Origin of the sequence: Saliniramus sp. (assembly GCF_035311605.1) — a bacterium.
Lineage (GTDB): Bacteria > Pseudomonadota > Alphaproteobacteria > Rhizobiales > Beijerinckiaceae > Saliniramus.
Window position 1 is genome coordinate 1 of record NZ_DATGCW010000263.1, and the last position, 25,267, is coordinate 25,267.

General features: G+C 65.6%; 16 protein-coding genes and 1 tRNA gene. 10 read left to right on the forward strand and 7 right to left on the reverse strand.

From position 1 onward, the window contains the following. The 6 genes from VKP01_RS11925 to VKP01_RS11950 form a co-directional block, all read left to right on the forward strand. The coding region (locus tag VKP01_RS11925; protein ID WP_324412561.1) for a TRAP transporter fused permease subunit at positions 1–1,758 on the forward strand (1,758 nt) is incomplete at its 5' end. A 279-nt stretch (positions 1,759–2,037) separates the two neighbouring features. Next, positions 2,038–2,841 carry a cellulose biosynthesis protein BcsS gene (bcsS, locus tag VKP01_RS11930; RefSeq protein ID WP_324412563.1) on the forward strand — a complete coding sequence of 268 codons (804 nt, stop codon included), beginning with the start codon at positions 2,038–2,040 and terminating at the stop codon, positions 2,839–2,841. A 154-nt stretch (positions 2,842–2,995) separates the two neighbouring features. Beyond that, positions 2,996–4,108, forward strand: a complete 1,113-nt coding sequence (gene ccmI / locus VKP01_RS11935) for a c-type cytochrome biogenesis protein CcmI (protein WP_324412565.1) — start codon at positions 2,996–2,998, stop codon at positions 4,106–4,108. 6 nt (positions 4,109–4,114) lie between these two features. After that, on the forward strand, positions 4,115–4,570 hold the full coding sequence (gene ccmE / locus VKP01_RS11940) for a cytochrome c maturation protein CcmE (RefSeq protein ID WP_324412567.1): 456 nt from the start codon (positions 4,115–4,117) through the stop codon (positions 4,568–4,570). Between the two features lie 43 nt (positions 4,571–4,613). Beyond that, positions 4,614–6,611 (forward strand): heme lyase CcmF/NrfE family subunit, encoded by a 1,998-nt coding sequence (locus tag VKP01_RS11945; RefSeq protein ID WP_324412569.1) that lies wholly within the window; start codon positions 4,614–4,616, stop codon positions 6,609–6,611. 10 nt (positions 6,612–6,621) lie between these two features. Next, positions 6,622–7,125: a cytochrome c-type biogenesis protein gene (locus VKP01_RS11950; RefSeq protein ID WP_414706573.1), complete on the forward strand. Its 504-nt coding sequence runs from the start codon at positions 6,622–6,624 to the stop codon at positions 7,123–7,125. An 18-nt stretch (positions 7,126–7,143) separates the two neighbouring features. Here VKP01_RS11950 and rnd read toward each other — a convergent pair whose 3' ends face one another. Continuing rightward, the gene (rnd, locus tag VKP01_RS11955; RefSeq protein WP_324412571.1) at positions 7,144–8,307 is read right to left on the reverse strand and encodes a ribonuclease D; all 1,164 of its coding nucleotides are present in this window, start codon (positions 8,305–8,307) and stop codon (positions 7,144–7,146) included. A gap of 204 nt (positions 8,308–8,511) precedes the next feature. Between rnd and aspS the strand changes: the two genes are divergently transcribed. The 4 genes from aspS to VKP01_RS11975 all read left to right on the forward strand — a co-directional run bounded on the left by aspS (position 8,512) and on the right by VKP01_RS11975 (position 12,360). Next, the gene (aspS, locus tag VKP01_RS11960; protein WP_324412573.1) at positions 8,512–10,317 is read left to right on the forward strand and encodes an aspartate--tRNA ligase; all 1,806 of its coding nucleotides are present in this window, start codon (positions 8,512–8,514) and stop codon (positions 10,315–10,317) included. Positions 10,318–10,458: 141 nt separating this feature from the next. Further along, a complete protein-coding gene (locus VKP01_RS11965) occupies positions 10,459–11,610 on the forward strand; it encodes an AbrB family transcriptional regulator (RefSeq protein WP_324412575.1) in 1,152 nt (383 codons plus the stop codon). Between the two features lie 99 nt (positions 11,611–11,709). Further along, positions 11,710–11,794, forward strand: a tRNA-Leu gene (locus tag VKP01_RS11970). A gap of 233 nt (positions 11,795–12,027) precedes the next feature. Then, on the forward strand, positions 12,028–12,360 hold the full coding sequence (locus VKP01_RS11975; RefSeq protein WP_324412577.1) for a hypothetical protein: 333 nt from the start codon (positions 12,028–12,030) through the stop codon (positions 12,358–12,360). A gap of 178 nt (positions 12,361–12,538) precedes the next feature. Here VKP01_RS11975 and VKP01_RS11980 read toward each other — a convergent pair whose 3' ends face one another. The 6 genes from VKP01_RS11980 to VKP01_RS12005 all read right to left on the reverse strand — a co-directional run bounded on the left by VKP01_RS11980 (position 12,539) and on the right by VKP01_RS12005 (position 24,915). Beyond that, positions 12,539–13,072 (reverse strand): DUF1176 domain-containing protein, encoded by a 534-nt coding sequence (locus VKP01_RS11980; protein WP_324412579.1) that lies wholly within the window; start codon positions 13,070–13,072, stop codon positions 12,539–12,541. Positions 13,073–13,141: 69 nt separating this feature from the next. Continuing rightward, the gene (locus VKP01_RS11985; RefSeq protein WP_324412581.1) at positions 13,142–15,340 is read right to left on the reverse strand and encodes an HlyD family efflux transporter periplasmic adaptor subunit; all 2,199 of its coding nucleotides are present in this window, start codon (positions 15,338–15,340) and stop codon (positions 13,142–13,144) included. Continuing rightward, positions 15,340–16,698, reverse strand: coding sequence for an efflux RND transporter periplasmic adaptor subunit (locus tag VKP01_RS11990; RefSeq protein WP_324412583.1), 1,359 nt, complete (start codon positions 16,696–16,698; stop codon positions 15,340–15,342). Before VKP01_RS11990 ends, VKP01_RS11985 begins: the two co-directional genes overlap by 1 nt. After that, positions 16,695–17,468 (reverse strand): efflux RND transporter periplasmic adaptor subunit, encoded by a 774-nt coding sequence (locus tag VKP01_RS11995; RefSeq protein ID WP_324412585.1) that lies wholly within the window; start codon positions 17,466–17,468, stop codon positions 16,695–16,697. Before VKP01_RS11995 ends, VKP01_RS11990 begins: the two co-directional genes overlap by 4 nt. A gap of 369 nt (positions 17,469–17,837) precedes the next feature. Then, positions 17,838–19,433, reverse strand: a complete 1,596-nt coding sequence (locus VKP01_RS12000; protein ID WP_324412587.1) for a TolC family protein — start codon at positions 19,431–19,433, stop codon at positions 17,838–17,840. A gap of 406 nt (positions 19,434–19,839) precedes the next feature. Beyond that, positions 19,840–24,915 (reverse strand): putative Ig domain-containing protein, encoded by a 5,076-nt coding sequence (locus tag VKP01_RS12005; protein WP_324412589.1) that lies wholly within the window; start codon positions 24,913–24,915, stop codon positions 19,840–19,842. Positions 24,916–25,267 lie beyond the last annotated feature (352 nt).

Consider the following 25,267-nt stretch of genomic DNA (forward strand, 5'->3'; position numbering starts at 1 on the left):
CGTCGCGCGACCGGGTTGATCATTCCCATCCTCATTCTCGTCGCTCTGACTTACGTCGTCTGGTGGGGGCCTACGCTCAGTGGCGTCTTCCGTTTTGCCGGGCTCACGACCGACACGCTCTTCTTTCGCTCGATCCTCGCGGATGAGGGGATGTTCGGTTCGATCGCGCTGATTTCGGCGACCTATGTCTATCTCTTCATCATTTTCGGCGCCTTTCTGGTGCGCTCGGGCGCGGGCATGTTCATCGTCGATCTCGCCCGTGCCATGGCCGGGCGTTTCGTCGGCGGGCCGGGTTTCGTCGCGGTCTTCTCCTCGGCGCTGACGGGAACGACGAGTGGCTCGGCGGTGGCGAACACGGTCTCGACCGGGGTCATCACCATTCCGCTGATGAAGCGCGCGGGCTTCCCGCCACGCTTTGCGGCTGCGGTCGAATCAGCGGCATCGACGGGCGGCATGATCATGCCGCCGATCATGGGAGCGGGCGCCTTCGTGATGGCCACCTTCACCCAGATCTCGTATCTCACCATCGTGGCCGTGAGCTTCCTGCCGGCGATCGTGTATTTCCTCTCCGTCGCCTTCTTCGTGCGCATCAACGCCAAGAAATACGATCTCCAGGCCATGGATGACGACGCGCCGACGGCGTGGGAAGTGCTCATGAAGGGCGGCCCGTCATTCCTGATCCCGATTTTCACCCTGATCGGCCTGCTGGTCGCCGGCTACACGCCGACCTACGCTGCGGGTTTCGCCATCGCGGCCTGCGTGGTGGCCTCCTGGTTCACACCGAACAAAATGGGCCCTAAGGCGATCCTGGACGCGCTGGCGCTGGGCTCGACCAACATGATCATGACCGCCGTGCTGCTCGTCGCGGTGGGGCTGATCATCAATGTCGTGGCCATGACCGGCATCGGCAACACGATCTCGCTGATGATCGCGCAATGGTCCGGCAACAACCTCCTGATCGCGCTTCTGCTCATCGCCCTGGCGTCGCTGATCCTCGGGATGGGCCTGCCGGTTACGGCGTCCTACATCGTGCTCGCGACGCTCTCGGCACCGGCCCTGCATCTTCTGATACAGAACAGCGCGCTGATCGATGTGATGATGGCGGGGCAGATTCCCGAGGGGACGCGGATCATCCTCTCGCTGGTCGATCCGGGGGCGATGACGGCTCTGGCCGAGCCGATGAGTCGGGATGCGGCGCTGGCGCTGATCAATGCCGCGCCGCCGGAAATCCTCTCGCAGGTCTATCCGCAGGCACTCGATGCGCATGTGATCACAATGGCGCTGCTCTCGGCGCATCTGATCATCTTCTGGCTGTCGCTCGATTCCAACGTCACCCCGCCCGTCTGCATCACCGCCTTCGCGGCTGCGGCGATTGCCAAGACACCGCCGATGCGCACCGGCCTCGAGGCCTGGAAAGTGGCCAAGGGCCTGTATCTGCTGCCGGTTCTGTTCGCCTATACCAATTTCGTCGGCGGAGATTTCTGGGAGGTGATGCATATCTTCGTCATCGCGGTGATCGGCGTCTACGCGTTGGGCTCGGCGATCGAAGGGCATATGGAAGCGCCGCTGAACTGGTTGACGCGCATCGCGCTGTTCGGCTTCGGCGTGGCGCTGTTGTGGCCGAACACGCCGATTGCCGAGGTGATCGGTGCCATCGGCGTGATCAGCATCATGATCTGGAACTTCCGCACCGATTGGCGGATGCAGCGCGAGAAGCGGGAGGCGCAGGTGGCGGCGCGCGCGGAGGCGCCGGCATGATCGCGGTGGCGGGGCGGCGTCTGGACATACCGTCCCGATTGCACCCGCCTTTTCCCATCCAGGGCGATGCCGGCGACGGGGAAGTGCGGCTGTGCATAACCACAACCTTTGGCGGAGATTCGCATTGCACGGTTGCGAATGGGTTGTTAAGAGGTCGTTAGGCAATTTTCGATTTCAGGTGGCGCCGTCTTGCGTTTCGCCAACCCGTCCACAAGCGCCGTCGCAGCGCCTCGTCAAAGCTGTTCAGGGGCGCTGAGCCGTAACCGGGCAGCGGGTGGGATGGACCGCGCCGTTTGCCTGATCTTCACGGTCTTGGTCTTCATGGCTCTGCTCGGCGGGTCGGGCATTGCGGATATGCGGCACGCCGGGCAGGACGCGCAGCCGACCGTCTCCGACAGGTTCGACCGGGTGCTGTTCGCTTCGGTCGAACTGGCGGAAGTATCGATCTTTGGCGGAAGCGGCTTCAAGCACAGTCTTTCCGGCAATATCGCGGCACCGGGGCCGGTCGCCATGCTCATGACGAATCTCGGCGCGACGCGTGAACGCTGGCAGGCGCCCGACGGTTTCACCGCCTATGTCCCGCGCATGACGCAGATCTCGAGGCTGTATTTCGGACGCCAGGACAATACCGCTCTCGGTTTCATGACGATCGCCGCCGGTATGGAGATCCGGCGGGCCCAGGCACTGGGGGACGACGCTTTGCCGCGCTGGCAAAGACCGCGTGTGGGGGCGGCCTTGATCGCGGAATTGTGGCGCGAGGCGCCGTTGCGTGTGCAGCCTGCGCCCTCCGGGCCTGATTGGACGCGCCGCCCCTTTCTGACCCATGCGACGATCATGGCCGGTAGCGCCGCACCCTCGCTCTGGGCGCGTCTGGCAACCGGGCCCGCTCTGACGCAAACGGTCTTCGCCGGGCCGGAAGCCTCGGTTTATCTGGAGCCGGGTTATCAGGAGTTGCGGCTGGGCGCGCATGTGACCGGTTTCAGCCTCGGCCCGCTGACCTTGCGGCTTGCGGGTGGGGTCGTGATGCCGCGGGGCGGGCGATCCGACGTGTATATTGGCCTGCAGGGGCATATCCTGCGCTGATTCGAGCGCGGCCCGCAGCATGTCAGCGACGCTTTTTCGCAGTGCGACGGCTATGCACGCCATGTTTTTGCCGATTCAGTAACATCCCTTGCGTGACACCGTGTCGCCGGACCATTACATCGTCAGGTGAACGGCTTCGCTGTAGATAGGTGCCATGTCGATCTGGATTCTCTTTCTCGCCATGACCGCGGCCACGATCATGGCTGTGCTTTGGCCATTATCGCGCCCGCGCAGGGCCTCCGGCGCCGCATCAGCAGGCGAAGGGGAGCGGCTGTTCTACGAGGAGCAGTTGCAGGAAATCGAGCGCGATCTCGCGCGCGGGATGTTCACGCCCGAGGAGGCCGCCGCCGCGAAGGCGGAGGCGGCGCGGCGGTTGATCCGCGCGGATGCGCGCCGGGAATCCGGCAGCAAGACGCTCGATGAGCCGGCATTGCGGCGGCGGCGCGCGACCTCGGCGCTGGCGCTCTCGGCGATCCCGCTGGTCGCACTCGCGATCTATGGCGCGCAGGGCTCGCCGGAACTGCCGGGCCAACCGCTGAGTGCGCGTATGCAACCGGTTACACCCGGCAGCGATATCGACATGAGCCAGGCCGTCGCACGGATCGAGGCGCATCTGCAGCGCAATCCGGAAGACGGCGAGGGCTGGGAGGTGGTCGCGCCGGTCTATATCCGGATGGGACGTTTTGACGATGCCGCCATGGCCTACCGCCGGGCGATCAATCTGCTCGGCGCAGACGCCGAGCGTCTGGCGAATTTTGGTGAGGCGCTGGTCATGGCGTCAGAGGGGATCGTCTCCTCATCGGCGCGCGAGGCCTTCGAGGGCGCCCTCGAACAGGATACGCGCCAGCCGAAAGCACGGTTCTTCCTGGCGACGGCGGCGCATCAGGACGGTGATACGGAGATTGCGCTGGAGCGTTACCGCGATCTGCTGGCCGAATCGGATCCCGATGCGCCATGGGTCGGGGTGGTGCGTCGGCGCATTGCTGCTCTCGAGGGCGATGCGCCTCCGGCGGAGGGAGCGGTTGACGCTCAGGGCGATGCGTCGGGCGCGATTGCCGGCATGGTCGCGGGGCTCGCCGAACGCCTTGCCACGGAAGGCGGGAATGCGCAGGAATGGGGGCGTCTGGTGCGCTCCTACGCGGTGCTCGGGCAGGTCGAGCCCGCCGAGCAGGCCCTGGCCGATGCTCGCCGCGCGCTTGCCGGTGACAGCCAGGCAATCGAAGAAGTCGAATCGGTGGCCCGCGAGGCCGGTATCCTGCGAGAGTAACCTGACATGACACGCAAACAACGCCGTCTGGTCCTCATCGGTGTCTCCGGGACCGTGCTGGCCCTCTCGCTGGGGCTGGTGCTCTTTGCCATGCGCGACACGATCGTCTTCTTCCGTGCGCCGAGCGACATTGCCGCCCAAGGTGTCGACGAGGGTGTGCGCTTTCGCCTCGGCGGACTGGTCGAGGATGGCTCGATCCGCCGGGAGGACGGCCAGATTCATTATTTCACCGTCACTGACGGGGGCGCGACGATCGAGGTGCGCTATCAAGGCCTCTTGCCGGATCTGTTCCGGGAAGGGCAGGGTGTGGTGACAGAGGGCGCGATCGACGGTTCGGGCCTGTTTCGCGCCGATACCGTTCTCGCTCGCCACGACGAGAACTACATGCCACGCGAGGTGGCGGATGCGCTCAAGGCGCAGGGCGTGTGGCAACATGGTGATCCGGCGCCCGGCACGCAGTAACCGGGTTGCAGGCTGAAACATTGATGGCGGAAGGGGCAGTTCATTGCTGATCGAAGTGGGACATTTCGCGCTGGCTCTCGCACTCGGGCTGTCGGTCATCCAGATGGTGGTGCCCTTCTGGGGGGCGCGCACCAATGATCCGGTCCTGATGAGCGTCGGCGCGCCCGCTTCAGTCGGCGTCTTCGCACTGGTGCTGTTTTCCTTCGGGGTTTTGACCTACGCCTATGTCACCTCGGATTTCTCCCTCACGAACGTCTATGCGAATTCGCACTCGCAAAAGCCGATGATCTACAAGATCACGGGGGTCTGGGGTAATCACGAGGGCTCGATGCTGCTCTGGATCGTGATTCTCACCCTGTTCGGCGCGCTGGTCGGCATCGCGCGCAACGCCGTGCCACCGAAGCTGCGCGCCAACACGATCGCCGTGCAGGCATCGGTGACGATCGCCTTCCTGCTGTTTCTGCTCTTGAGTTCAAACCCGTTCGAACGCATCGACCAGGCGCCTTTCGAGGGGCGTGATCTCAACCCCATCCTCCAGGATATCGGCCTCGCGATTCATCCGCCGCTGCTTTATGTCGGCTATGTCGGCTTCTCGATCACCTTCGCCTTCGCCATGGCGGCGCTGATCGAGGGCAAGATCGATGCGGTCTGGGCGCGCGCCGTGCGGCCCTGGACGCTGGGTGCGTGGCTGTTTCTGACGCTCGGCATCTCGATGGGCTCCTACTGGGCTTATTACGAACTCGGCTGGGGCGGCTGGTGGTTCTGGGATCCGGTCGAAAACGCCTCGCTCCTGCCGTGGATACTCGGCACCGCGCTGATCCATTCCACCGTGGTGATGGAGAAGCGTGATGCGCTCAAGATCTGGACGATCCTGCTCGCCATCCTGACCTTTTCGCTCTCGCTGATGGGCACCTTCCTGGTGCGCTCCGGCGTGCTCACCTCGGTGCATGCCTTCGCCGTCGACCCTGATCGGGGGATGTATATTCTGGCGATCCTCGTCTTCTTCATCGGCGGATCGCTGGCATTGTTCGCCTGGCGCGCGCCGCTGTTGCGCCAGGGCGGGATCTTCGCGCCTGTCTCGCGCGAGGGCGCCCTCGTGATGAACAATCTGTTCCTCGCCACTGCCTGCGCGACGGTCCTGATCGGTACGCTCTATCCGCTGGCGCTCGAAGCCGTGACCGGTGCCAAGATCTCGGTCGGTCCGCCTTTCTTCAACGCCACCTTCGTGCCGCTGATGGTGCCGCTGCTGCTTCTGCTGCCCTTCGGGCAGGTAATGGCATGGAAGCGCGGAGACATGGGGGGGGTGGCGCAGCGTCTGGCGGGGGCGATCCTCGTCTCCGTTGTGCTGACCGTGATCGTCTACGGCTTCACTTATGGCGGCCCGGTTGCGGCACCGCTCGGCGTGGGTCTGGGGATATTCCTGATCGTCGGTGCGCTCAACGAAGTCGTCACCCGTTCCTTCAGCGGCGGCACCGGATTTGCCGACGCCATGCGCAAGGCGCGCGGTCTGCCGCGCTCGACCTGGGGCACCGTCACCGCCCATGCGGGTGTTGGCGTCATGGTGATCGGCATCGCCGCCACGGCGTGGTCAACGGAGCGGATCGTGAGCATGCATCCGGGGGATGTTGTGCATGTCGGTGGCGCCTATTCGGCCCGGCTTGATGCCGTCTTTCCGCGTACCGGGCCGAATTTCCAGGAAGATGTGGCGCGGATGACCATACTGCGCGGTGATCGAGCCATTGGTGAAGAAGAAACCTCGAAGCGTTTCTATCCGGCACGCAACATGCCGACCACCCAGGCGGGCCTGCATACGGTCGGCTTCTCGCAGGTCTATCTCAGCTTCGGCGAGCCCCAGTCCGATGGTTCGCTCGGCCTGAGACTGTACTATAAACCGCTGATTCTGCTGATCTGGATCGGGACCATCTTCATGGCGCTCGGAGCCGGTATAGCCATGACCGATCGTCGCTTCCGTGTCGGCGCCCCCGTGCGTGCCAGGCGCGACATGCCGCAGCCCGGCCCCACGCCTGCGCCGGCGGAATGAGGAATTGCGCATGAGACGCTTCGCCATAGCCCTGACACTCGCTGCCGGTCTCGCGCTCGGCATGGGCGCTGCCGCGCCACCCGCATTCGCGGCGCCGCATCCGGATGAGATCCTGGAGGATCCCGATCTGGAGCGTCGTGCGCGCGATCTCTCGGCCAATCTGCGTTGTCTCGTCTGTCAGAACCAGTCGATCGACGATTCGGATGCGCCGCTGGCCCGGGACCTCCGGCTGCTCGTGCGCGAACGGCTGGTCGATGGGTATTCCGATCAGGAGATCGAGGATTTCGTCGTGGCACGCTACGGTGATTTCGTGCTGTTCACGCCGCCCTTCAATGCCAGCACGATGCTGCTCTGGGGCTCACCGGTTCTGGTGCTCGGGGCTGGCGCGCTCGGGCTGTTCCTCGTCATACGCAGGCGCCGCCATGCCGCACCGGTGGTGACGGCTGATCTCACGCCGGAAGAACGCGCTGCGCTCGAACGCATTCTCGGTGACACCTCGTCCGGCAAATCCTGAGCGCGCGCTGCAGTCCGGTCAGGCACTGCCGGTCTGCGCGCGCGGCGCGACGATCACGGTTCCGTCTTCAATGGCGAGTGACAGCCGCCCGTGCTTGAGCGCGAGGGCCTTGTCACCGAACAATACGCGCCGCCAGCCCTTGAGCGCGGCGATATCGGCGTCGTCGCTCTCGGCGACGGCTTCGAGGTCATCCACCGTCGCCACGATCTTGGGCGCGACGTCGTTCTGCTCGCAGACCGCCTTCAGGAGCACTTTGAGAAGATCCACGGTGGCGCCGGCATTGCCACGACTGCGCGCGCGCTCCGGCAGTTTCAATTCGGAGAAGTCACGTGCCAGCCCCGCCTCGATCGCGGCGATCGCCCCGGCTGCGCTGCGCGAGCGCTCGAACCCGTTGGGCACCGAGCGCAGCCGCGCCATTGCCTCGGCATCGCGCGGCTGCGAGATCGCGAGCTCGACCAGGGCATCGTCCTTGAGGACGCGGTTGCGCGGCACGTCGCGGCTCTGCGCCTCGCGCTCGCGCCAGGCCGCGACCTCGATCAGGACGGCGAGCTCCTTGACCTTGCGCACCCGCCCCATCAAGCGTCGATGCGCGCGGGCCGGGTCGCCCTCGTAAGTGGCGGGATCGATCAGCACCGCCATTTCCTCGTCGAGCCAGGCGCTGCGCCCGGTTTCCTCGAGGCGGGCGGCGAGCGTCTCGTAAACCGGGATCAGGTGCGTCACATCGGAGAGCGCATAGGCGCGCTGCGCCTCGCTCAGCGGACGGCGCGACCAGTCGGTGAAGCGCGATGACTTGTCGATTCGCGCCTTGGCGAGATCATTGGCGAGTTGCTCGTAGGAAACCGAATCGCCATAGCCGCAGACCATGGCCGCGACCTGGGTGTCGAAGAGGGGGGTGGGGATCACGTTCCCCATTGTCCAGATGATCTCGACATCCTGGCGCGCCGAATGGAACACCTTGATGGTGCTCTCATCCGCCATCAGCGTGAAGAACGGCGCGAGGTCGATGCCATCCGCCAGCGGATCGATCAGCACGGCCTCCTCGGGCGATGCGATCTGGATCAGGCAGAGCCTGGCGTAATAGGTCGTCTCGCGCATGAACTCCGTATCGACGGTCACGAAGGGATGCGCGGCGAGCCGGGTGCAGGTCGCCGAGAGTTCGGCGGTATCGGTGATCAGTTTCATGTCGTTCCTTTGCCGAATATGGCGATTGTGTGCAAGAGGCAAGCGCCGGGCAAGCCGAAATCACGGCGACCGACATCAAACGTAGCGCCCGGAATCCGGGCCCGGGGCGGGCAAATTCGCGTGCGCTGCGGCAGTGGCTCTTGACAAGCGCGGCTTGCCGGGCTCACTCCCCTGCGAGCTCGTTCGAGAAAGAAAACCGGTTCCATGCATCGCTATCGCACCCATACCTGCGCCGCTCTTCGCGAAACCGACATTGACGGCGAGACCCGCCTGTCCGGCTGGTGCCACCGCATCCGCGACCATGGCGGCGTACTGTTCATCGATCTGCGTGACCATTACGGCATCACGCAATGCGTGGTGGATCCCGATTCCTCCGCCTTCAAGCTGGCGGAGACGTTGCGCTCGGAATGGGTCGTGCGGCTCGACGGCAAGGTGCGCCGGCGGCCGGAAGGCACGCAGAATCCAGATCTGCCTACCGGCATGATCGAGGTGTTCATCACTGATCTCGAAGTGCTCGGCGCCGCTGACGAATTGCCGATGCCGGTCTTCGGAGAGCATGATTATCCGGAAGACATCCGCCTGAAATACCGCTTCCTCGATCTGCGCCGCGAGAAGCTGCATGCCAATATCATCAAGCGCGGGCAGATTATCGATTCGATCCGTCGGCGCATGAAGGAGGGCGGTTTCTTCGAATTCCAGACGCCGATCCTCACCGCCTCCTCGCCGGAAGGCGCGCGTGACTTCCTCGTGCCCTCGCGCCTGCATCCGGGCAAGTTCTACGCGCTGCCGCAGGCGCCGCAGCAGTTCAAGCAGCTCGTCATGATGTCGGGCTTCGATCGCTATTTCCAGATCGCGCCGTGCTTTCGCGACGAAGACGCCCGCGCCGACCGCTCGCCCGGCGAATTCTACCAGCTCGATGTCGAGATGAGCTTCGTCACGCAGGAAGACGTGTTCCAGGCGGTCGAGCCGGTTCTGCGCGGCGTGTTCGAGGAATTCGCCGAGGGCCGCAAGGTCACGACGGTGTTCCCGCGTATTCCCTATGCCGAGGCGATGCTGAAATACGGCGTCGACAAGCCTGATCTGCGCAACCCGCTGATCATCTGCGACGTGACGGAGGAATTCTCCCGCGAGGAGGTCACCTTCAACGCCTTCAAGAACGTGATCAAGGCCGGCGGCATCGTGCGCGCCATTCCCGCGACCGGGGCCGCGAGCCAGCCGCGCTCCTTCTTCGACAAGCTCAATGACTGGGCGCGTGGCGAGGGTGCGGCTGGGCTGGGTTATATCGTCTTCGAGGATGACGGCGGTGATCTCGTCGGCAAGGGGCCGATCGCGAAGTTCATCCCGGCCGAGGTGCAGAAGCTGATTGCGGCCAAGGCGGGCATCGCCGCCGGTGACGCTGTCTTCTTCTCCGCCGGCGAGAAGGCGAAGGCCGTGGCGCTCGCCGGCAAGGCGCGCACGCGCATCGCCGAGGAGCTCGATCTCATCCCCAACGGTGAATTCGCCTTCTGCTGGATCACCGATTTCCCGATGTATGAATGGGACGAGGACGAGAAGAAGATCGAGTTCTCGCACAACCCGTTCTCGATGCCGAATTACGATCTCGACAAGTTCCTTGCGCTCAACCCGGCGGATGCGGACGAGATTCTCGGCATCACCGCCTTCCAGTATGACATTGTCTGCAACGGCGTGGAGCTGTCATCGGGCGCCATCCGGAACCACCGGCCTGATGTGATGCGCAAGGCCTTCGGGCTCGCGGGCTATGGCGAGGACGTGCTCGAGGCGAAGTTCGGCGGCATGCTGCGCGCATTGTCGCTCGGCGCGCCCCCGCATGGCGGCATCGCACCGGGGATCGACCGCATCGTCATGCTGCTCTGCGGCGAGCAGAACCTGCGCGAGGTGGTGCTCTTCCCCATGAACCAGAAGGCCGAAGACCTCCTGATGAGTGCGCCCTCGGAGGTCAGCGCCAAGCAGCTGCGCGAACTGCACATCCGGCTCAATCTGCCGGAGTGAGGTGGCGGCGGATTCCGTGCCAATCGCATATGCGCCCCCTCGCCATGGCGGGGGCGCGCATCCCCCGCTAAGTTGCCGCTTCGCGCGATGGATCGGAAAGCCGGGACCCGTGCGGGAATGGCGCTAGCGGGTCGGCAGGGGGTGAGCAGCGATATGAAGGCGCTCTGGGACGAAATGCGCGGCGGCTTCGCAGCATTGCGGCCCGAACACTTTCCCTATGCCAGATTCGTTGCCGCACTGATCCTCGGCTTCATCGGCGGCACGATTTTCAACGCGCTTGAACTGCCGTTGCCCTGGATGCTGGGGCCGATGACCTTCTGCACGATTGCCGCGATCCTGCGCGCGCCGATCGCCGCGCCGACGGTCGTGCGCCCGCCCATGTCGGCGGTGATCGGGGTGATGCTGGGCGCAGCCTTCACGCCGGCCATCATCGGCAGCCTGCTCGGCTGGGTGCCGACGATCATCGGGCTCGCCTTCTTCGTCGCCGTATCCGGCTCTGCCTGCGTGCTGTATTTTCGCAAGATCGGGCGCATGGACATGACGACGGCCTATTTCGCCGGCATGCCGGGCGGGCTGGTCGAGATGGTGGTGGTCGGTGAACAGCGTGGCGGCGACGGGCGCACCATCGCGCTGGTGCATTCGGCGCGCATTCTGCTGGTGGTGATGACGCTGCCCTTCCTCGTCGAGTTGGTCGAGGGCGTGTCTCTTGGCGGCAGGGCCGATATGGGGCCCTCGGTCACGGAGGCGCCGCTCACCGCCGAATTATGGATCATCGGCTGCGGGCTTGCCGGCGCCGTTTTCGGCCATCTCCTGCGTCTTCCCGCGAAATATCTTCTCGGCCCGATGCTGGTTTCGGCTTTCGTGCATGCCGCGGGGATCACTGATTTCAAGCCGCCGGCGGAGATCGTGCAGGGCGCGCAGATCGTGCTGGGGGTGACTATCGGCTGCCGTTTTCTGGGCACGCCGCCGCAGGTGATCCTGCGCATTCTCGCGCTCTCCTTCGGCTCCACGATGATTCTCCTCGCGATGACGCTGGGCTTCGCCGTGATCGTGTCGCGTTTCTCGGCCTTCGATGTGCTGCCGCTGATGCTGGCCTATTCGCCGGGCGGCCTGGCCGAGATGAGCCTCGTCGCCATCGCGGTGCATACGGAGGTCGCTTTCGTGGCCGCGCATCACATCATCCGCATTCTCTTCGTCATGCTCAGCGCCGGCCCGACCTTCGCGCTGCTCTATCCGAAGCGCGGCGGCAAAGACGGCGGCAAGGGCGGGATTCCGCGCATGCGCGACGGCTGATACGGGCCCGTTGACAGATACAATTTCGCTGCTCAACCCCGATATACCCATTGACGCGCCGCGCCACCCCTCGTATGAAGCGCCATCGCCGACAGGCGAGCCCAGGTGGCGGAATTGGTAGACGCGCTGGTTTCAGGTACCAGTGGTGCAAGCCGTGGAGGTTCGAGTCCTCTCCTGGGCACCAACGCTCTTCAGAAGCGTTGATCCGCAAGGTTTTCAGGCAGAGTAACGGTTTGATCGCGCCCGAGTGCTACACAAGGGTGGTACAGTCGCAGAGCTCACTCTGAGTATCTGAGTTCGCTGGGTGTTGGCGGATAACGCTCATTGAAGAAATCCATTGCCTTTTGCAGTTTTTCAATGCAATCGGAGAATCGTGTTTCTGATTGATGAAGGACTAATGGTTTCCTTATGCGCACTATGAATTATGTCGTTTTTGCCTCGGTGCTTCTGGCCGGGGCCTGTGCCAAAAGCCCGGAGAGTATCCAGGCGTCGTATATTAGCGAGGTAACGTACCAGTCGTGGTCGTGCCTCCAACTCGGCGAAGAGAGCCAGCGTCTTTCTGCGGCGCTGGCAACAGCGTCGACTCAACAGGAAAGAGCTCGCGGCAATGATGTCGTCGGAGTCATCCTGATCGGCCTTCCCGTCTCATCATTGAGCGGTGATAACATCGCGCCGGAGATTGCGCGACTGAAGGGCGAACAGGAAGCCGTTCGCCGCACGATGATTGGAAAGAACTGCGGACAGGGTTGACGGTGCGGCAGCAGGGTTTCCGGATCCTGTCTTCTGACGGATCGGTTACTGCGCGTCGGTTCCATCGCGGCAAGGCGCGTGACGATGGTTGTGCTGCCAGCCCAAGCCGATCTGCAGCATTCTTCAAAAGTCGCCTTCCTGATCGGCGAGAGCCTTGCCACTGCGATGCATTTCCCCGTCATGGATAAACCTGCCACGCTTCCGGCGCGTTGAACGGGTCGAACGGCTCTGCGTCGCAATCCGGCTTGTCCCAATAGCTCTCCAGCGCGAAGGCTTCGCCGGTCCATTGCCAGCGGCCGGCGGTGCCGCAATCGCCGGGACCGCGCGCGCGGTGCAGGCTGGTGATCTGCCGCGTCACGGGATCGTAATCGGGGAGGGTGAGGCTCGGCTTCTCGGTGAAGCCCTCTCCTTCCGGTACGGGAAAGCGCAGCAGGCGGGCTTCCTCGGGTGCGTTCGGGGCATAGGCCATGAGGATGCTGCCGGCCTGATACGCGGCTTGCCAGCAGGGGATCTCGAGCAGCATCAATGCGTCACCGAGCGGTCTCGCCGGCCAGGAAACAACCGCCTCGTTCCCGGTGGGCCAGAAGCAATCCGCCTCGGCAAGCGCTGCCGCGATCACTGCAGACGGCACGCCGGATGATTCCGGCACGGTCTTCGCCCATGCAGGGCTGGAAGCGACGAGCCCGGTGAGCAGCAAAATGACCCGTTTCATCGCCCCGGTCCTTTCTCTTCGTCAGACCCGAAGTGCGTGACGAACGACAATGCGTGCGGGGATCATGCCTCAAAAGCCGCTCTCGCGGATCAGCACCGCGCGGACGGCACGCCAGCTGCGCGCAGCGAGGGAGCGGCGTTCACCTTGCAGGCGCAGGGTACCGCGCAGAGCCATGTCCGTCATCCTGGGCTCACCATCGGCAAGATCAGGCCGTGCGCGCACCCTGTAGACGGCGCCATCGGGAACGGGGCCATCCTCGCCGGCATGGGCGGGAATGGCCCCGCCATGGATCGAGGCGAGTTCTGGCGCCGAGGCGAGGCGGGCGGTGGCGGTATCGGCGATCTCGGTGATCGTGACGGGGACGGCGCTGCGCGCCGGCGCATCCGGATAGAAGATCGCCGTGCTGCCCGGCGCGACACGGGCAAGATCGGCCTCACCGAGATACGCCTCGACCAGCGGTGCATCCGGGACGATCAGCGTGGCGAGCCATTCACCGGCGCCGATCCAGTCGCCTATGCCGGTTTCAGGGTCACGCGCAACGATGCGCCCCGCATGCGGTGCGCGCAGGATCAGGCGTTCGGCCTCCCGGGTGAGGCTCGCGCGCTCGGCCAGCGCGCCTTCGAGTTCCCGCCACAGGGCCGCGCGATCGACCCGCGCGCCGGAAGCCTCCGCATCCATCGCCGCGCGCCAGCGCAACAGCGCGATGGATCGCGCATTCTCGTCGAGGCGATGCGCCATGTCGGGGGCGGCGAAGCCGAACAGCGCATCACCCTGCGCGACATCCGCGCCGAAGGCGGCATCATCGGCGACGAGCAGCGCATCCGCCGGCGCGAAGATCTGCGTCTGGCGTTCCGCCCGCAACAGGGCCGGGGCGTGGATCGCCCATTGCAGCGGCATCAGAAACAGCGCCACCAGTGCGAAGCCGGTGCCGAGTGTCACGAGGGTGTTGCGGTTGAGGCGATAGCGCGCGCGGCGCGCGTACCATTCGCGCAATTCCAGCATGATCGGGCGCCCGATGAACCAGGCCAGCTCCACGATCATCAGAACGATGCCGAGCGCCTTGAAGAAGAAATGGTAGACGATCAGGGCAATGCCGAGAAACAGCAGAAAGCGATAGATCCAGGTCGCCCAGGCATAGACGATCAGGAGCCGCGCACGGCCTGCGGGGAAGCGCTCCGGCGGGTTCTCGCCAAATCCGAACAGGGCCTCGCGCAGGCGCCAGCGCGCGAGCCTGAAGGCACGCTCCTGCAGATTGGGCATGTCGAGCAGGTCGGAGAACAGAAAATACCCGTCGAAACGCATGAACGGGTTGAGATTGATCGCCAGCGTCATGATCCAGGTGGTGGTGGCCAGCACGAAGCTGGCCGAGCGCATGGCGCCGTCGGGCATGAAGCTCCAGGCCAGTGTCATCCAGGCGGCGATCGCCAGCTCGATCGCCATGCCGGCATAGCCGATCCGAAGCCGCTTGCGCCGGTCGGTGAGGCGCCAGGCAGCGGTCGTATCGGTATAGAGGACCGGATAGAGCACCATCAGCGCCACGCCCATGGTGGAAACCGGCAGTCCATCGCGTTTCGCGGCATGGGCATGGGCGAGCTCATGAGCGATCTTGGTGATGATCAGCGCGATGGCGATCGCCGCGAGTCCCTGCCAGCTGAACAGATGCAGGAAGGTCGTGGTGAAGGCCTCCCATTGCCGCAGGGCCAGCAGCAGGCCGGCCATGGCGGCGATCAGCGTGGCGATCCAGAAGGTGCGTGAAAAGAACGGCGCCGCGAGGCCGCGCGTCGCCTCCAGGAAACCGTCCGGGCGCACCAGCGGGATGCGGATGAAGAGATAGTTCTTCAAGACGAAGGCGAGCGGCTTCATGCGTGCGGCGTTTGCCTGCTCGGCGAGCATGCGCAAGGCGCGCTCGCCGCGAAGCTGCACCAGATTGGCCCCGGCGAGAAAACGGGCGAAGGCCTCGACCTCGCCCGGCGCGAGCGTGAGCGTGGTCTCGGCGCTGACCGCGGCGGCGATGGCGGCGGGGTCGCCCAGATGCCAGCGCGCGAGCATCTCGATCTCCGCCCAGCCGAGCCGGAAATAGCGCGCGCGCGCTGGATCCTCCAGAGTCCAGCCGGGCGCACCATCGCGATCCGCCGGGCCGGGATGCAGGATGATCTCGTCGCGCAGCGGCGGCAGTCGTTGCGCGCCGGCTCCCGTCGTCCCCTCGGCGAGGCTGATGTGCGGCCCCGGCTGCGGTGCATCCGCGGCGATCGTGCCCCCGGCCGCCATTACAGGCCGGCCTGTAGCCGCAGCCAGGCGATCGGGCGGCGCAGCAGGTAGAGCACGAGGAGGGTGTGCTCGCCATAGATCCGGGCCGTCCCGCGCAGGCCGATGCGCAGGCGCGGATCATCGTCATCGAGAGCGGCGCGCAGCCGATAGGCCATCGTGCCATCCGGCATCGCGCGTGCGCGATAGCCCGCGCGGGTGAGCGACGCGGCGATCGGATCGGCCGGATCGATATTGAGAAAGAAGCGGATATCGGCGCCGGGTTCGAGATTGATGGCATCGGCGACGGCGAGGTTGATCTCCAGCGCGCGCGCCTGCGGATCGGCGAGCAGCATGATGCGCTCGCCGAGCGCCACCGGGCGGCCCTCCCAATCGTCGACATCGTCGAAGATGGCGATGCCGTCGCGGACGGCAGTAACGTCGATGCGCGCGAGGCGCTCATTGAGGAAGGTGAGCTCGGCGGCGTGCTGGTCGCGCCGCCCCTCGAGCACGGCGAGGCGCGCGCGCGATTGCGGATCGAACAGGGCCTGCTGGCGCGCCTGGCGCAGTTCCGCTTCGGCGACGCTGAGCTGTTGCCGCGCGATCTGGCGCTGGGTGTCGAGTTCCGAACCATCGAGCGAGACCAGCTTTGTCCCGGCACTGACGGCCGCGTTGGGGCGCACATGCACCGTCTCGATCACGCCTGCCAGCGGTGCGCGCACGAGGTCCGGTTGCTGCGCAACGATCTCGGCCGGAGCGAGGACGGATTGGCGCACGGGCAGCGCCATCAGCGCCGCGAGCGTGACAAGGCCGGCGAGCATGATCACACGGCTGCGCCGCAAGCGTCGCTGCCGGCGGCGCGGGCCGGTCAATGCCGCGAGCGCATGACCGTAGGCATCGGCGAGATGATCAAGCGCGTTGATCTCGCCGCGCGTGAAGGGTTCTTCGCGCGCAAACATGAGGGCGCCATGCAGAACATCCTTGTAACGCAAGGGCAGGAGCGCAATCTGAGCTGGCAGATGTGCGGTGAAGAACGCGCGCGCCTCGCTGCATGCCGCGCTGCCCTCAGGTCCGAAAGCCTCGCCCATCCGCGTCGCCGTCAGGCTCTGCGTGCGTGTCTGCGGTCGCAGGCTCTTGCGGAAGAAGGTTTCGAGCCTGCGCGTGAAGGGCGCGTCGCGATCCGGCGTGGCCAGACCCGACAGGCTGCGCAGGCGATTGCTCGCGGCGCAGAACCAGGCTGCTTGCCGGTAGGGAATCGCGAGATGGGTGTCGTTGACCATGAGGAAACCGAGTGCCTGGGCATCCTCGGCGGCGCGGGCGCGTTTTTCCAGTTCGAGCAGTGTGGCGAGGGTGAGGCCCTTGCGGGGCGGCTGGTCACTCATGGTGCACCGTCGGGTCCGGCATCCCGCGCGGGCGGTCGCAACTGCGCCTCGCCGCTCATTCCGGCCATGAGCCCCTCCGGCGCCAGCGTGATCGCGGCAAAGATGCGGATCGACTGGCTGACCGGGTCGACCCGTGCGCCGATGCGCGACACGCTGGCTTCCAGGGTGGTTTCGAGCTCGTCGATCGCGACTTCGAAAGCGTGTCCGAGCCGCAGCCAGGCGAGCCAGCGCGACGGCACCATCAGCGCGACTTCGAGATCACGGTCATCGAGAATGGCGATGATCGGTTCGCCCTCGGCGACATATTGAAACGGTTCTGCCAGCCGCTCGGCCACGCGGCCGTTGAAGGGTGCTGCGATGGCACAGCGCGAGACCGCGATCTCGGACAGGGTCGTCTCGGCCTCGGCCACGGCGAGGGCGGCGACGGTCTCGTCGTATTCGAGCCGGCTGATGGAGCTGAGCGCATCGAGCCGTCCGGCGGTTTCGAGGCGCCGGCGCGCGGATTGCTCCTGTGCGCGCGACCGGTCTCGGCGCGCGATATGGACGGCGCAATCGAAGCCGACCAGGAGATCGCCCTTCGCGAAACGCTCGCCTTCACGCAGTGGGAATGTGTCGATCTTGCCGGATATCTCCGCAGAGAGCACGGTCTGGCGGCGCGGGCTGATCTGGGCACGCAGGACGGGCCGGGCGAAATCGGCGAGATCGCTGATCGCGAGCCCACCCGAATCGGTCGCGTTTGCGCCGGAGCCGTCAAAACCGGAGCCCGGCATGACGGGAGCAACTGCCCTGGGGGTGGAGGGCGCCGGCGGCGCGCCGTCTGGCATTGGCGCGAAGGGATTGTTGCCCCCCGGTTCACCAGTGCCCGGTAGCGAGACGGGGAGGTTCTGGGCGCGTTGCGCAGGCGCAGGCGCAGGCGTATCCGGCGCGGCCTGTGCGTGCTGCGCTGACGAGGCGGGGCAGAGCGTGGCAGCAGCGATTGCCGAAATCAGAACGGCGCGCCGTATCAAAATCGCGCTGCGGTAAAATCGCGCCCGGACAGAGGGGGCGGACCCGGGTGACGTCGCAGAAAAGATCCGGTCCGCATCCATGTCCTACCCGTCACGCATGATCGCCGCATCTCTCTTGCGCCTTGTCCCACTCTACTTGTGCGCAGGCTGTGGAGGCCTCGGCGGTGGCAGCATGGCATAGGCCGTGTTTCCATCCGATGCCGGATCGTGTGCTGCAATCGGGGTGGAAGCGGCAGGAATATCCGGCAAGCGCGCGCGTCCGGACGCGATTTCGGCGGCGCGGGCGGCGATAGCCTCCTGCAGCGTGGCGAGATCGTGATCGGCGATGGTCTCGGGCAGCGGATCGAAGCCGGAAGCGGCGTAGACTGCGCCGAGCGCATTGTTGACTTCGGCGAAGGCACGATTGCGGGCCCGCTGGGCGAGAACGGCGGCGGCCGCGGCACGGACACGTTCCAGGCGATTCTGCGCATCGCTCTCCTCGGCGCTGCGCGTCGCTTCGGCAATGCGCTGCTCGACGCTCTGCAATTCGGCTGCGCGGGCGTAATGCGCAGTGGCGCGCTGGTAGCGACGATAGGCGACGTTCACCTGGGTGAGAATCGCCATGCGCAGGGCGAGGCGGCGCGCGTCGGAGAGATCTCCGCGCGCCTGTGCCTCAGCCTGCATGGCCGGCAGGGACAGCAGGCGCAACAGGTTCCAGGTTACCTGAATGCCGGCATCGGCCCATGACTGGTTGAGCAGGAAACTGTTGGAATCGTAGTTCACGCCGGCAAAGAGATTCGCGCCGGGCATCAGGGAGAGCATCTGCGAGCGGGCTTCGAGAACGACATTGCGGGCATTGTAGAGCTCCTCGCGGATTTCCGGGCGCTCGACCATGGCCACGGCTTCGAGATCGGCGATGCGATAGGGCAGCCGTGTAGCGCCGTGGCGGGGCGCTGCCAGGCTGAAGCGGGTTCCCGGCGGCAGCCCCATCAGCCCGGCCAGCTCGGCCCGGGCGCTGGCGAGCTCGCTCTCCAGCCCCTCCAGCTGCTGGATGATTTCGAGCATGGCCCGCTGGAACTGCAGCGTCTCGAGCGGTGGCATCAGCCGTTCTGCCTCGGCCTGACGGGCGAAGCCGAGCGCTTCGCGCGCTTCGCCGAGGACGCGGTGCACGCGCGGCGCCAGTTGCGCGGCGGTGACAGCCTCCCAATAGGCGTTACGGACCTCATCGGCGACCGTGAGCACGACACGGCGGCGGCGCTCTTCTGCCGCAAGTGCCCGGTTGGCCTGGGCCTGCGCCCCGAAATAGCTCAAGCCGAAATCGAGCACATTCAGCGAGAGCTGCAGATCTGCCGTGCCCGTATCCCGCTCGCTGCTCGTCGAGGGTTCGAGTGATTGGCGGGCCGTTTCGACCGATCGACTCGACGAGGCGGCGATGTTGTCGCGAGTGCTCAAACCGGCACGGCCCGCGAGCTTCGGCAGCAGACCCATTTGCGCAGTATCGCCGAGCCGTTCTTCCAGAGCACGCTCCATCAGGGCAACACGGTGATCCAGATTGTATTTCAGCGCCCGCGCCATCGCCTCTTCGAGACGGACCGGGCCGGATATCGGCTCCTGCGAGGCGTAGATCGTCTGGCGATCGGCGGCGGCCGCGCTGATCTGTTCCGCGAGGCTGAGCCGTTCCGGCGATGCGGCGCAGCCAGCAAGAAGAGTGGCAGCGGCGATCACCGTGAGCAGCGGGCGAAGGCGCAAAGCAGATGACCGCAGCCGGTTCGACCCCGCCCTCTTCGGCGTGGTCGCGCAACTGCCCCGATCTGTGAATTGCACCGAACCCGATTTCATCCGCATGGCTACACGCCCCCAAACTTCCTCGATCGCGACTGCGACCCACCCGTACAACCGTCTGCGCGATACGCTCACTTCGACGGTCGCCGTCACCCGTTTCATATCGCGAGCCCCGCTGCGCATGGCCCGCCCCCGAATATGCCCGCCCCCGCGCGCGGAGCAGGACCCATCGCCAGGCAGCGCCTTGCGACTCGGGAGCCGACCTGTCGGTGCGCTCCTTGCAGGCGCAGGCGGTCTGCCTGCGCGAGTTCATGCGTTGTATCGTGCGATCGAGCGCTACTAAAAACTGTTAAGATTTTCGCTAAATACAGCTTTAGGCTGATACCTGCGAATCATTGTAATCAAAGGTCATATCGCCAGAATGTGGTGCCTCTGGCAAGGGCTCTGCCCAGAATTCAATCGCGTCCATGGTGAGGTCGCCGGCATGTGTTGCAATCCCGACACGGCTCGCCGCACGGACCATGTCGCTGAAGGCCGGTTTGCCGGCGGAGAGCGCGGTGGCGGGGTCGATGTGCATCGCGTCCTCTGCTTCTGCTGCCTGCGCCTCAATGGTGATCGTCAGCGTGACCTGCGCGTTTTCGCCGCCCGGCAGCGTCGCGGTGATCACGATCTCGTAAACACCGTCAGCCCCCTCCGGCGGATCGATGTTGAAGGTGCCGGTCGCGGCATCGAACGACATCCAGTCCGGTAGATCCTCGCCATCGCCGAGGCTGGCGGTGACGGAGACCGGCAGCGTCGCATCGGCCACCACGAAAGTGGCGGCGGGCAGGGTTACGGTGAAAGGACCATCGGCAGCGCTGCTGGTTACGGGTGCGACCAGCGTCTCGGCGCGAATTGCTTCGCCCGGGGCCATGAGACCCGCAGATGGTGCGATGAAGAACCCGGGAATGATGGTGCGCACTTCACCCCCATTTGGCCCGGCCTGCTCTGCATAAGTCGGTTCAGACTCTACAGAAGAGGGCAGAGGCGCGAAGGCTCCAGCGGAAACCGGCTGCATCGGTTCGAACAGGACCGGTTCCGGCGGTGGTGCAGGGGGCGCGGCAGGAGGGGGCGCAGCAGGCGGCTGAGGTGGTGAAGGTGGCGGCGCTGACGGCTCGGAGGGCGCCTCCACCGTGAGCGGCGGCCCGTCGATCGTCAGCGTCACGGATGCGCTCGACGTGACCGTCCCGTCCGAGACGAAGATGTCGAAGAGCTGCGTATCGCTCTCGCCGGCACCGAGACGGTCCGGCTCGGGAACGAAGACCAGCTTGCGGATCGCCTCCTGCGCCTCGGCGGCGGAGGGGATGCCCGTACGGGTGTAGACGCCGAGCCCGGTACCGGTGAAACCGGCATCGGCCAGAGAGGCTGCCGTGAAGGTTCCCATGCCGAGCGCGTCGGCGCCAATGGTGATGCTCAGCGCCTGGCCGGGATCCGGTTCGGCGATGGTGACGTCGGCAAATAATGTGATCGCGCCGGATTGCGCAATGCTCGCGTCACTGAAGCCACCGAGCGTGGGCGGATCGTTTACGGCGGTGACCGTGACCGTGCTGCTCTGCTGCACAGCTGCTGCGACACCATCATCGACGCGCGCGGTGAGAACGATATCTTCCGTATCACCGGGGGTGAGGCGGTTCTCCACCGGCGCGAAGACGAGGGCTCGCAGGGCGGTCTGCGCCGTCGCGGCATCGGGCGCGGTGCGCTCATGGACACCACCGCCGAGGTCGGTGAAGCCCGAGGCGGTGAGCGATGCGGCGGTGAAGCCGCCCCGAGCCGGCTCGTCGACCGTCACGCGCAGGGTCAGCGGTTGGCCGGTATCCGGATCGGCGATCACGACCGACGCGAAGGGCGTGCTGGTGCTGTCATCGTTTTGCGCCAGCGTTGCGGCGATGCCGGTGAGCGTGGCTGCGTCGTTCACCGAGGTGCTGACGATCTGCGTCTGCGCCTGATCCGTCGCGGCACCGTCATCAACCACGACGGTCAGCGTCGTGGTCTCGCTTGCGCCCGGGGCCACGCGGTTCTCCGCCGGCGTGAAGACGAGGGCGCGCAGGGCGGTCTCGGCATCAGCCTGGTTGCCGTTGAAGACATAGGAGCCATCACCCTGATCGGTGAAGCCGCCGAGATTGGTCAGGCTGCCCTTGGCCGCATCGTCGAGGCTCACGGTTACCGTGAGCGGCACGGTCGGACCGTCGGCATCGGCCACGGTTGCGCCGGCGAAGGGCGTGATGGTGTCATTGTCATCGGTGGTCTGTGGGCCGGGGGCGATGCCACCGAGTTCCGGCGCATCGTTCGCGCCGATCACCGTGACGGCGATATCCGCATCCGCACTCGTCGCGGCGCCGGGGCCCGCGGCAGCGTCGCGGATTGTCAGTGTGAGGGTGCGTGTTGTCTCGGTCGGCGCTGCCGTATCGAGGTTTTCATAGCCGAGGGCGCGCACCAGCGTGGTGACAGCCGCAGGCGTCGCCTGATCATTGAAGGAGACGACCAGATCGTCGCCATTGGTGCCGCCGGCGAAGGTGCCGATGACCGTGCCGCCGACCAGAACGTTCGCTCCGCCCAGCGTCACCCCGGCTCCCTCGATGATACCGAGTCGGTCTTCGGCTGTGACATTGTTCGCGGTGACCGACAGGCGGAGTTCACCCCCGTCGAAATTCGCGGAATCGGCGTCGCTGACCACGGCGTCGAGGGCGGCGTTCAGGCGCACGAGACCACTGTCTTCGGTATAGTTGATGGCGCCGGCAAAGCCCGCGATGACGGGCGGGTTGGGCGTGGCCTCAATGGTGAAGGCGGCTGTCGCGGTCGACTGGTCGCCGTTGGGCCCGCCATCCGCGCCGCCATCATCGATGGCGAGGGTGAAGCCGCGTTCTCCGAGGCCGGAGGGAGCCTCGTAGGTGAGCGCGCGCAGCAGCGCCTCGACGCGCGCTTGCGTCGCATCCGCATCGAGATCGATGCGCAGCCCATTGCCGCTCTGCCCGTCCTGGCCGGCCGCGACGGTGCCGATGACGGTGCCGCCCACGGCGACATTCTCGCCATCGGCGAACTGGCCGTTCCCGCCGGAAGTCGCGCCGGTACCATCGAGGCCGAAATGGCCGTTGGTGGTACCGGTATTCTGGGTGATCTGCACGAAGCCGCCATCGAAGGCGGGGGTATCGACATCGCCGATGCTCGCATCCGCGAAAAGGCCGATCGCGGCAGGACCGGTCCCGGCCATGACGCCGCTGGTCTCGCCCGCGACACCACCGATCACGGGCGCGTCATTGACGGCAGTGAGGCCGACATTCGAGGCGATGCCGAGCGCGGTCGTGTTCTGCCCGCCATCTGCGGTCCCACCGGAATCGGTGATCTGCGTCAGCGTCGCCACGCGCGGCGTGCCGGTCGTGGGGGTGTCGCTGTCATTGCGATAGGCGAGCCCGTCGACGAGGGTTTGCGCCGTGGCGGCATTGGCGGAGAGCCCGGTGAGGCTGATCGTGGCGGTGGAGCCGGTCACGCTGATCGCCACGTTGCCGCCGGCGACAGGGCCGTTGGTGGCATCGGTGAGATCAAAGGCGGTGCCGTCGATGATGATCTTCTCATCAGCGCCGTCGGCCAGATTTGTGATGTTGAAGGTGAGCCCGGTGATGGTCTGGCCCGCCTCGATCGTGTCGATGCTGGTGCCCGAGAACAGGCTTGCCGCCGCGCCATCCTCGATGAAGGTCGGATCGCTTGCCGTCGCGGTCAGGCTCGGAGCATCGTTGACCGGGGTGATGGTGATGTCGGTGGTGCCGGTGACGGTCTCGACGCCGCCGGTGCCTTGGCTGGCTCCAGAATTGCCGTCGGAGAAACTCCAGCGCAGGCTCGCTGTGGCGGGCGGATCGTCAGATGCATGCGCGTATTGCACGGCGCGCAGGGTCTCGGTGACGAGCGCCGTGGTCGGGATCGTGCCGTTATTCGCGAAGCTGATCTGCAGCTGGCCGTTGCCGGTATTGGCGATGCTGGCGATGACGTTGCCGCCGGCGCTGATCGTGCCGCCGCCGTCGGGGCCGCCCGCGGCGGTGAGTGCGCCGCCGGTGGCGATGCTGAAGCGGTCGTCGGTGTTCGCGCCGCCATCGCGGGTGATGGTGAGGCTGGCGCCGGAATAATCACCCGCGCCGGCATTGAGCGCATCCAGTTCGATATCGGCGATGCTCACACCCGGCGCGATCTGCACGGCTGTGCCGCCCTCGATGAAGGTGGCGCTGCTGGTGAGATCGGTGAAGACCGGGGCGTCGTTCACGGCGGTGACATCGAGGGTGATGGTGCCGTCAGCGGGGCCGGTATCGGCGGCGTCGCGGATGCGGGTGGTGATGGTGACGTCCTGATCCCGGTTCGCCACGGGCGTGAAGGCGACGGCGGCGAGCGCGGCGTTCACGTCGACCGCGGAGCCGGTCACCGTCCAGATGCCGGTGCCGGCATTGTAGCTCGAGGTCGCGGCGCCGAACGTGCCGGTGGAGAGGCTGCCGGCTTCCGGAGCGTTCAGGGTGAGCGTCGCGGTGATGGTCTGGCCCGGATCCGGCTCGGTAACGACGATGTCGTCAAGCGCCACGGCACCGCCGGGATCCTCGGTATAGGTGATGGTCTGCGTCAGATTGGTGGCGGTGGGGGCGTCGTTGATCGAGGTGGAGACGACGGTGGTGCTGGCGTTGCTGACGGGCGCGCCGCCATCCGAGACCGCGACGGTGAAGGTGGTCGTCTCGGTCCCTCCGGGCGCGACGCGGTTTGCAGCAGGGTCGAAGACGAGGGCGCGCAGGGCGCTCTGGGCGGCTGCGGCGTTCGCGAATCCGGTGGCCTGATAGACGCCGCCACCCTGATCCGTGAAGCTGCCGAGATTGGTCAACACGCCCTTGGCTGCATTGTCGAGGGTGACGGTGACGGTGAGGGGCTGGCCGGTATCCGGGTCGCTGATCGTGGCGCCGGTGAAGGGGCTGATCGTGGCGTTGTCGTCGACGCTCTGCCCCGCCGTGAAGCCGCCGATCACGGGGGCGTCGTTGATCGAGGTGGAGACCACGGTGGTGGTATTGTCGACGGTGTCCGTCGTGCCGTCATTGACGGTGATGGTGAAGGTGGTGGTCTCGGTCGTGCCGGGGGCGACGCGGTTTTCGGCGGGGTCGAAGACGAGGGCGCGGATGGCGCTCTGGGCATCGCCCGGCGCGCGCGATGTGAGCGTATAGCTGCCGCCGCCGGCATCGACGAAGCCGCTCGCCGTCAGCGAGGCGGCGGTAAAGCCGCCCTTGGCGGCATCATCGAGGGCGATCGTGACGCTGACATTGTCGCCGTCATCATCCGCGATGGTGACGGCGGAGAAGGGCGTGACCGTCATATCGTCATTGACCGCCTGACCTGCCGCGACCCCGCCGATATCGGGTGCGGCATTGGTCACCGCCGCAGCTATGACCATGTCGTCAATGGCAACTGATGCGTAGAGAACAGGGACATCCGCGTAATCATCACCACCAAAATGAAACGTGCTGCTCGATCGGATAAGAAATCCCGTTATGTTGTCAAAGCTTCCACTTGTCGATGATGAAAAATCAATGCTGTTGATCGCGTCCATGGATGGCGTATCGATACGAAATGTGCCAACTTCATCACTGTTGTTAAGGCCAACGAATTCAATCCAGTCGACTGTGAAGCTTGCGTTGAGACTGTAGAACACGGTGTCCAGACTGGACAATCTGAAGGCGGAGCCGTCTGTGGAATCCATGCGGGCGTCTATAATACCATCATTCAATCGGATCCACGTGAAGGCG

What these genes read in the sequence shown, in the direction of transcription:
- bcsS (WP_324412563.1), top strand. Translation starts at nt 2,038, where the DNA reads ATGGACCGCGCCGTTTGCCTGATCTTCACGGTCTTGGTCTTCATGGCT.
- ccmI (WP_324412565.1), top strand. Translation starts at nt 2,996, where the DNA reads ATGTCGATCTGGATTCTCTTTCTCGCCATGACCGCGGCCACGATCATG.
- ccmE (WP_324412567.1), top strand. Translation starts at nt 4,115, where the DNA reads ATGACACGCAAACAACGCCGTCTGGTCCTCATCGGTGTCTCCGGGACC.
- VKP01_RS11950 (WP_414706573.1), top strand. Translation starts at nt 6,622, where the DNA reads ATGAGACGCTTCGCCATAGCCCTGACACTCGCTGCCGGTCTCGCGCTC.
- rnd (WP_324412571.1), bottom strand. Translation starts at nt 8,307, where the DNA reads ATGAAACTGATCACCGATACCGCCGAACTCTCGGCGACCTGCACCCGG.
- aspS (WP_324412573.1), top strand. Translation starts at nt 8,512, where the DNA reads ATGCATCGCTATCGCACCCATACCTGCGCCGCTCTTCGCGAAACCGAC.
- VKP01_RS11975 (WP_324412577.1), top strand. Translation starts at nt 12,028, where the DNA reads ATGAATTATGTCGTTTTTGCCTCGGTGCTTCTGGCCGGGGCCTGTGCC.
- VKP01_RS11980 (WP_324412579.1), bottom strand. Translation starts at nt 13,072, where the DNA reads ATGAAACGGGTCATTTTGCTGCTCACCGGGCTCGTCGCTTCCAGCCCT.
- VKP01_RS11985 (WP_324412581.1), bottom strand. Translation starts at nt 15,340, where the DNA reads ATGGCGGCCGGGGGCACGATCGCCGCGGATGCACCGCAGCCGGGGCCG.
- VKP01_RS11990 (WP_324412583.1), bottom strand. Translation starts at nt 16,698, where the DNA reads ATGAGTGACCAGCCGCCCCGCAAGGGCCTCACCCTCGCCACACTGCTC.
- VKP01_RS11995 (WP_324412585.1), bottom strand. Translation starts at nt 17,468, where the DNA reads ATGCCGGGCTCCGGTTTTGACGGCTCCGGCGCAAACGCGACCGATTCG.
- VKP01_RS12005 (WP_324412589.1), bottom strand. Translation starts at nt 24,915, where the DNA reads ATGGTCATAGCTGCGGCGGTGACCAATGCCGCACCCGATATCGGCGGG.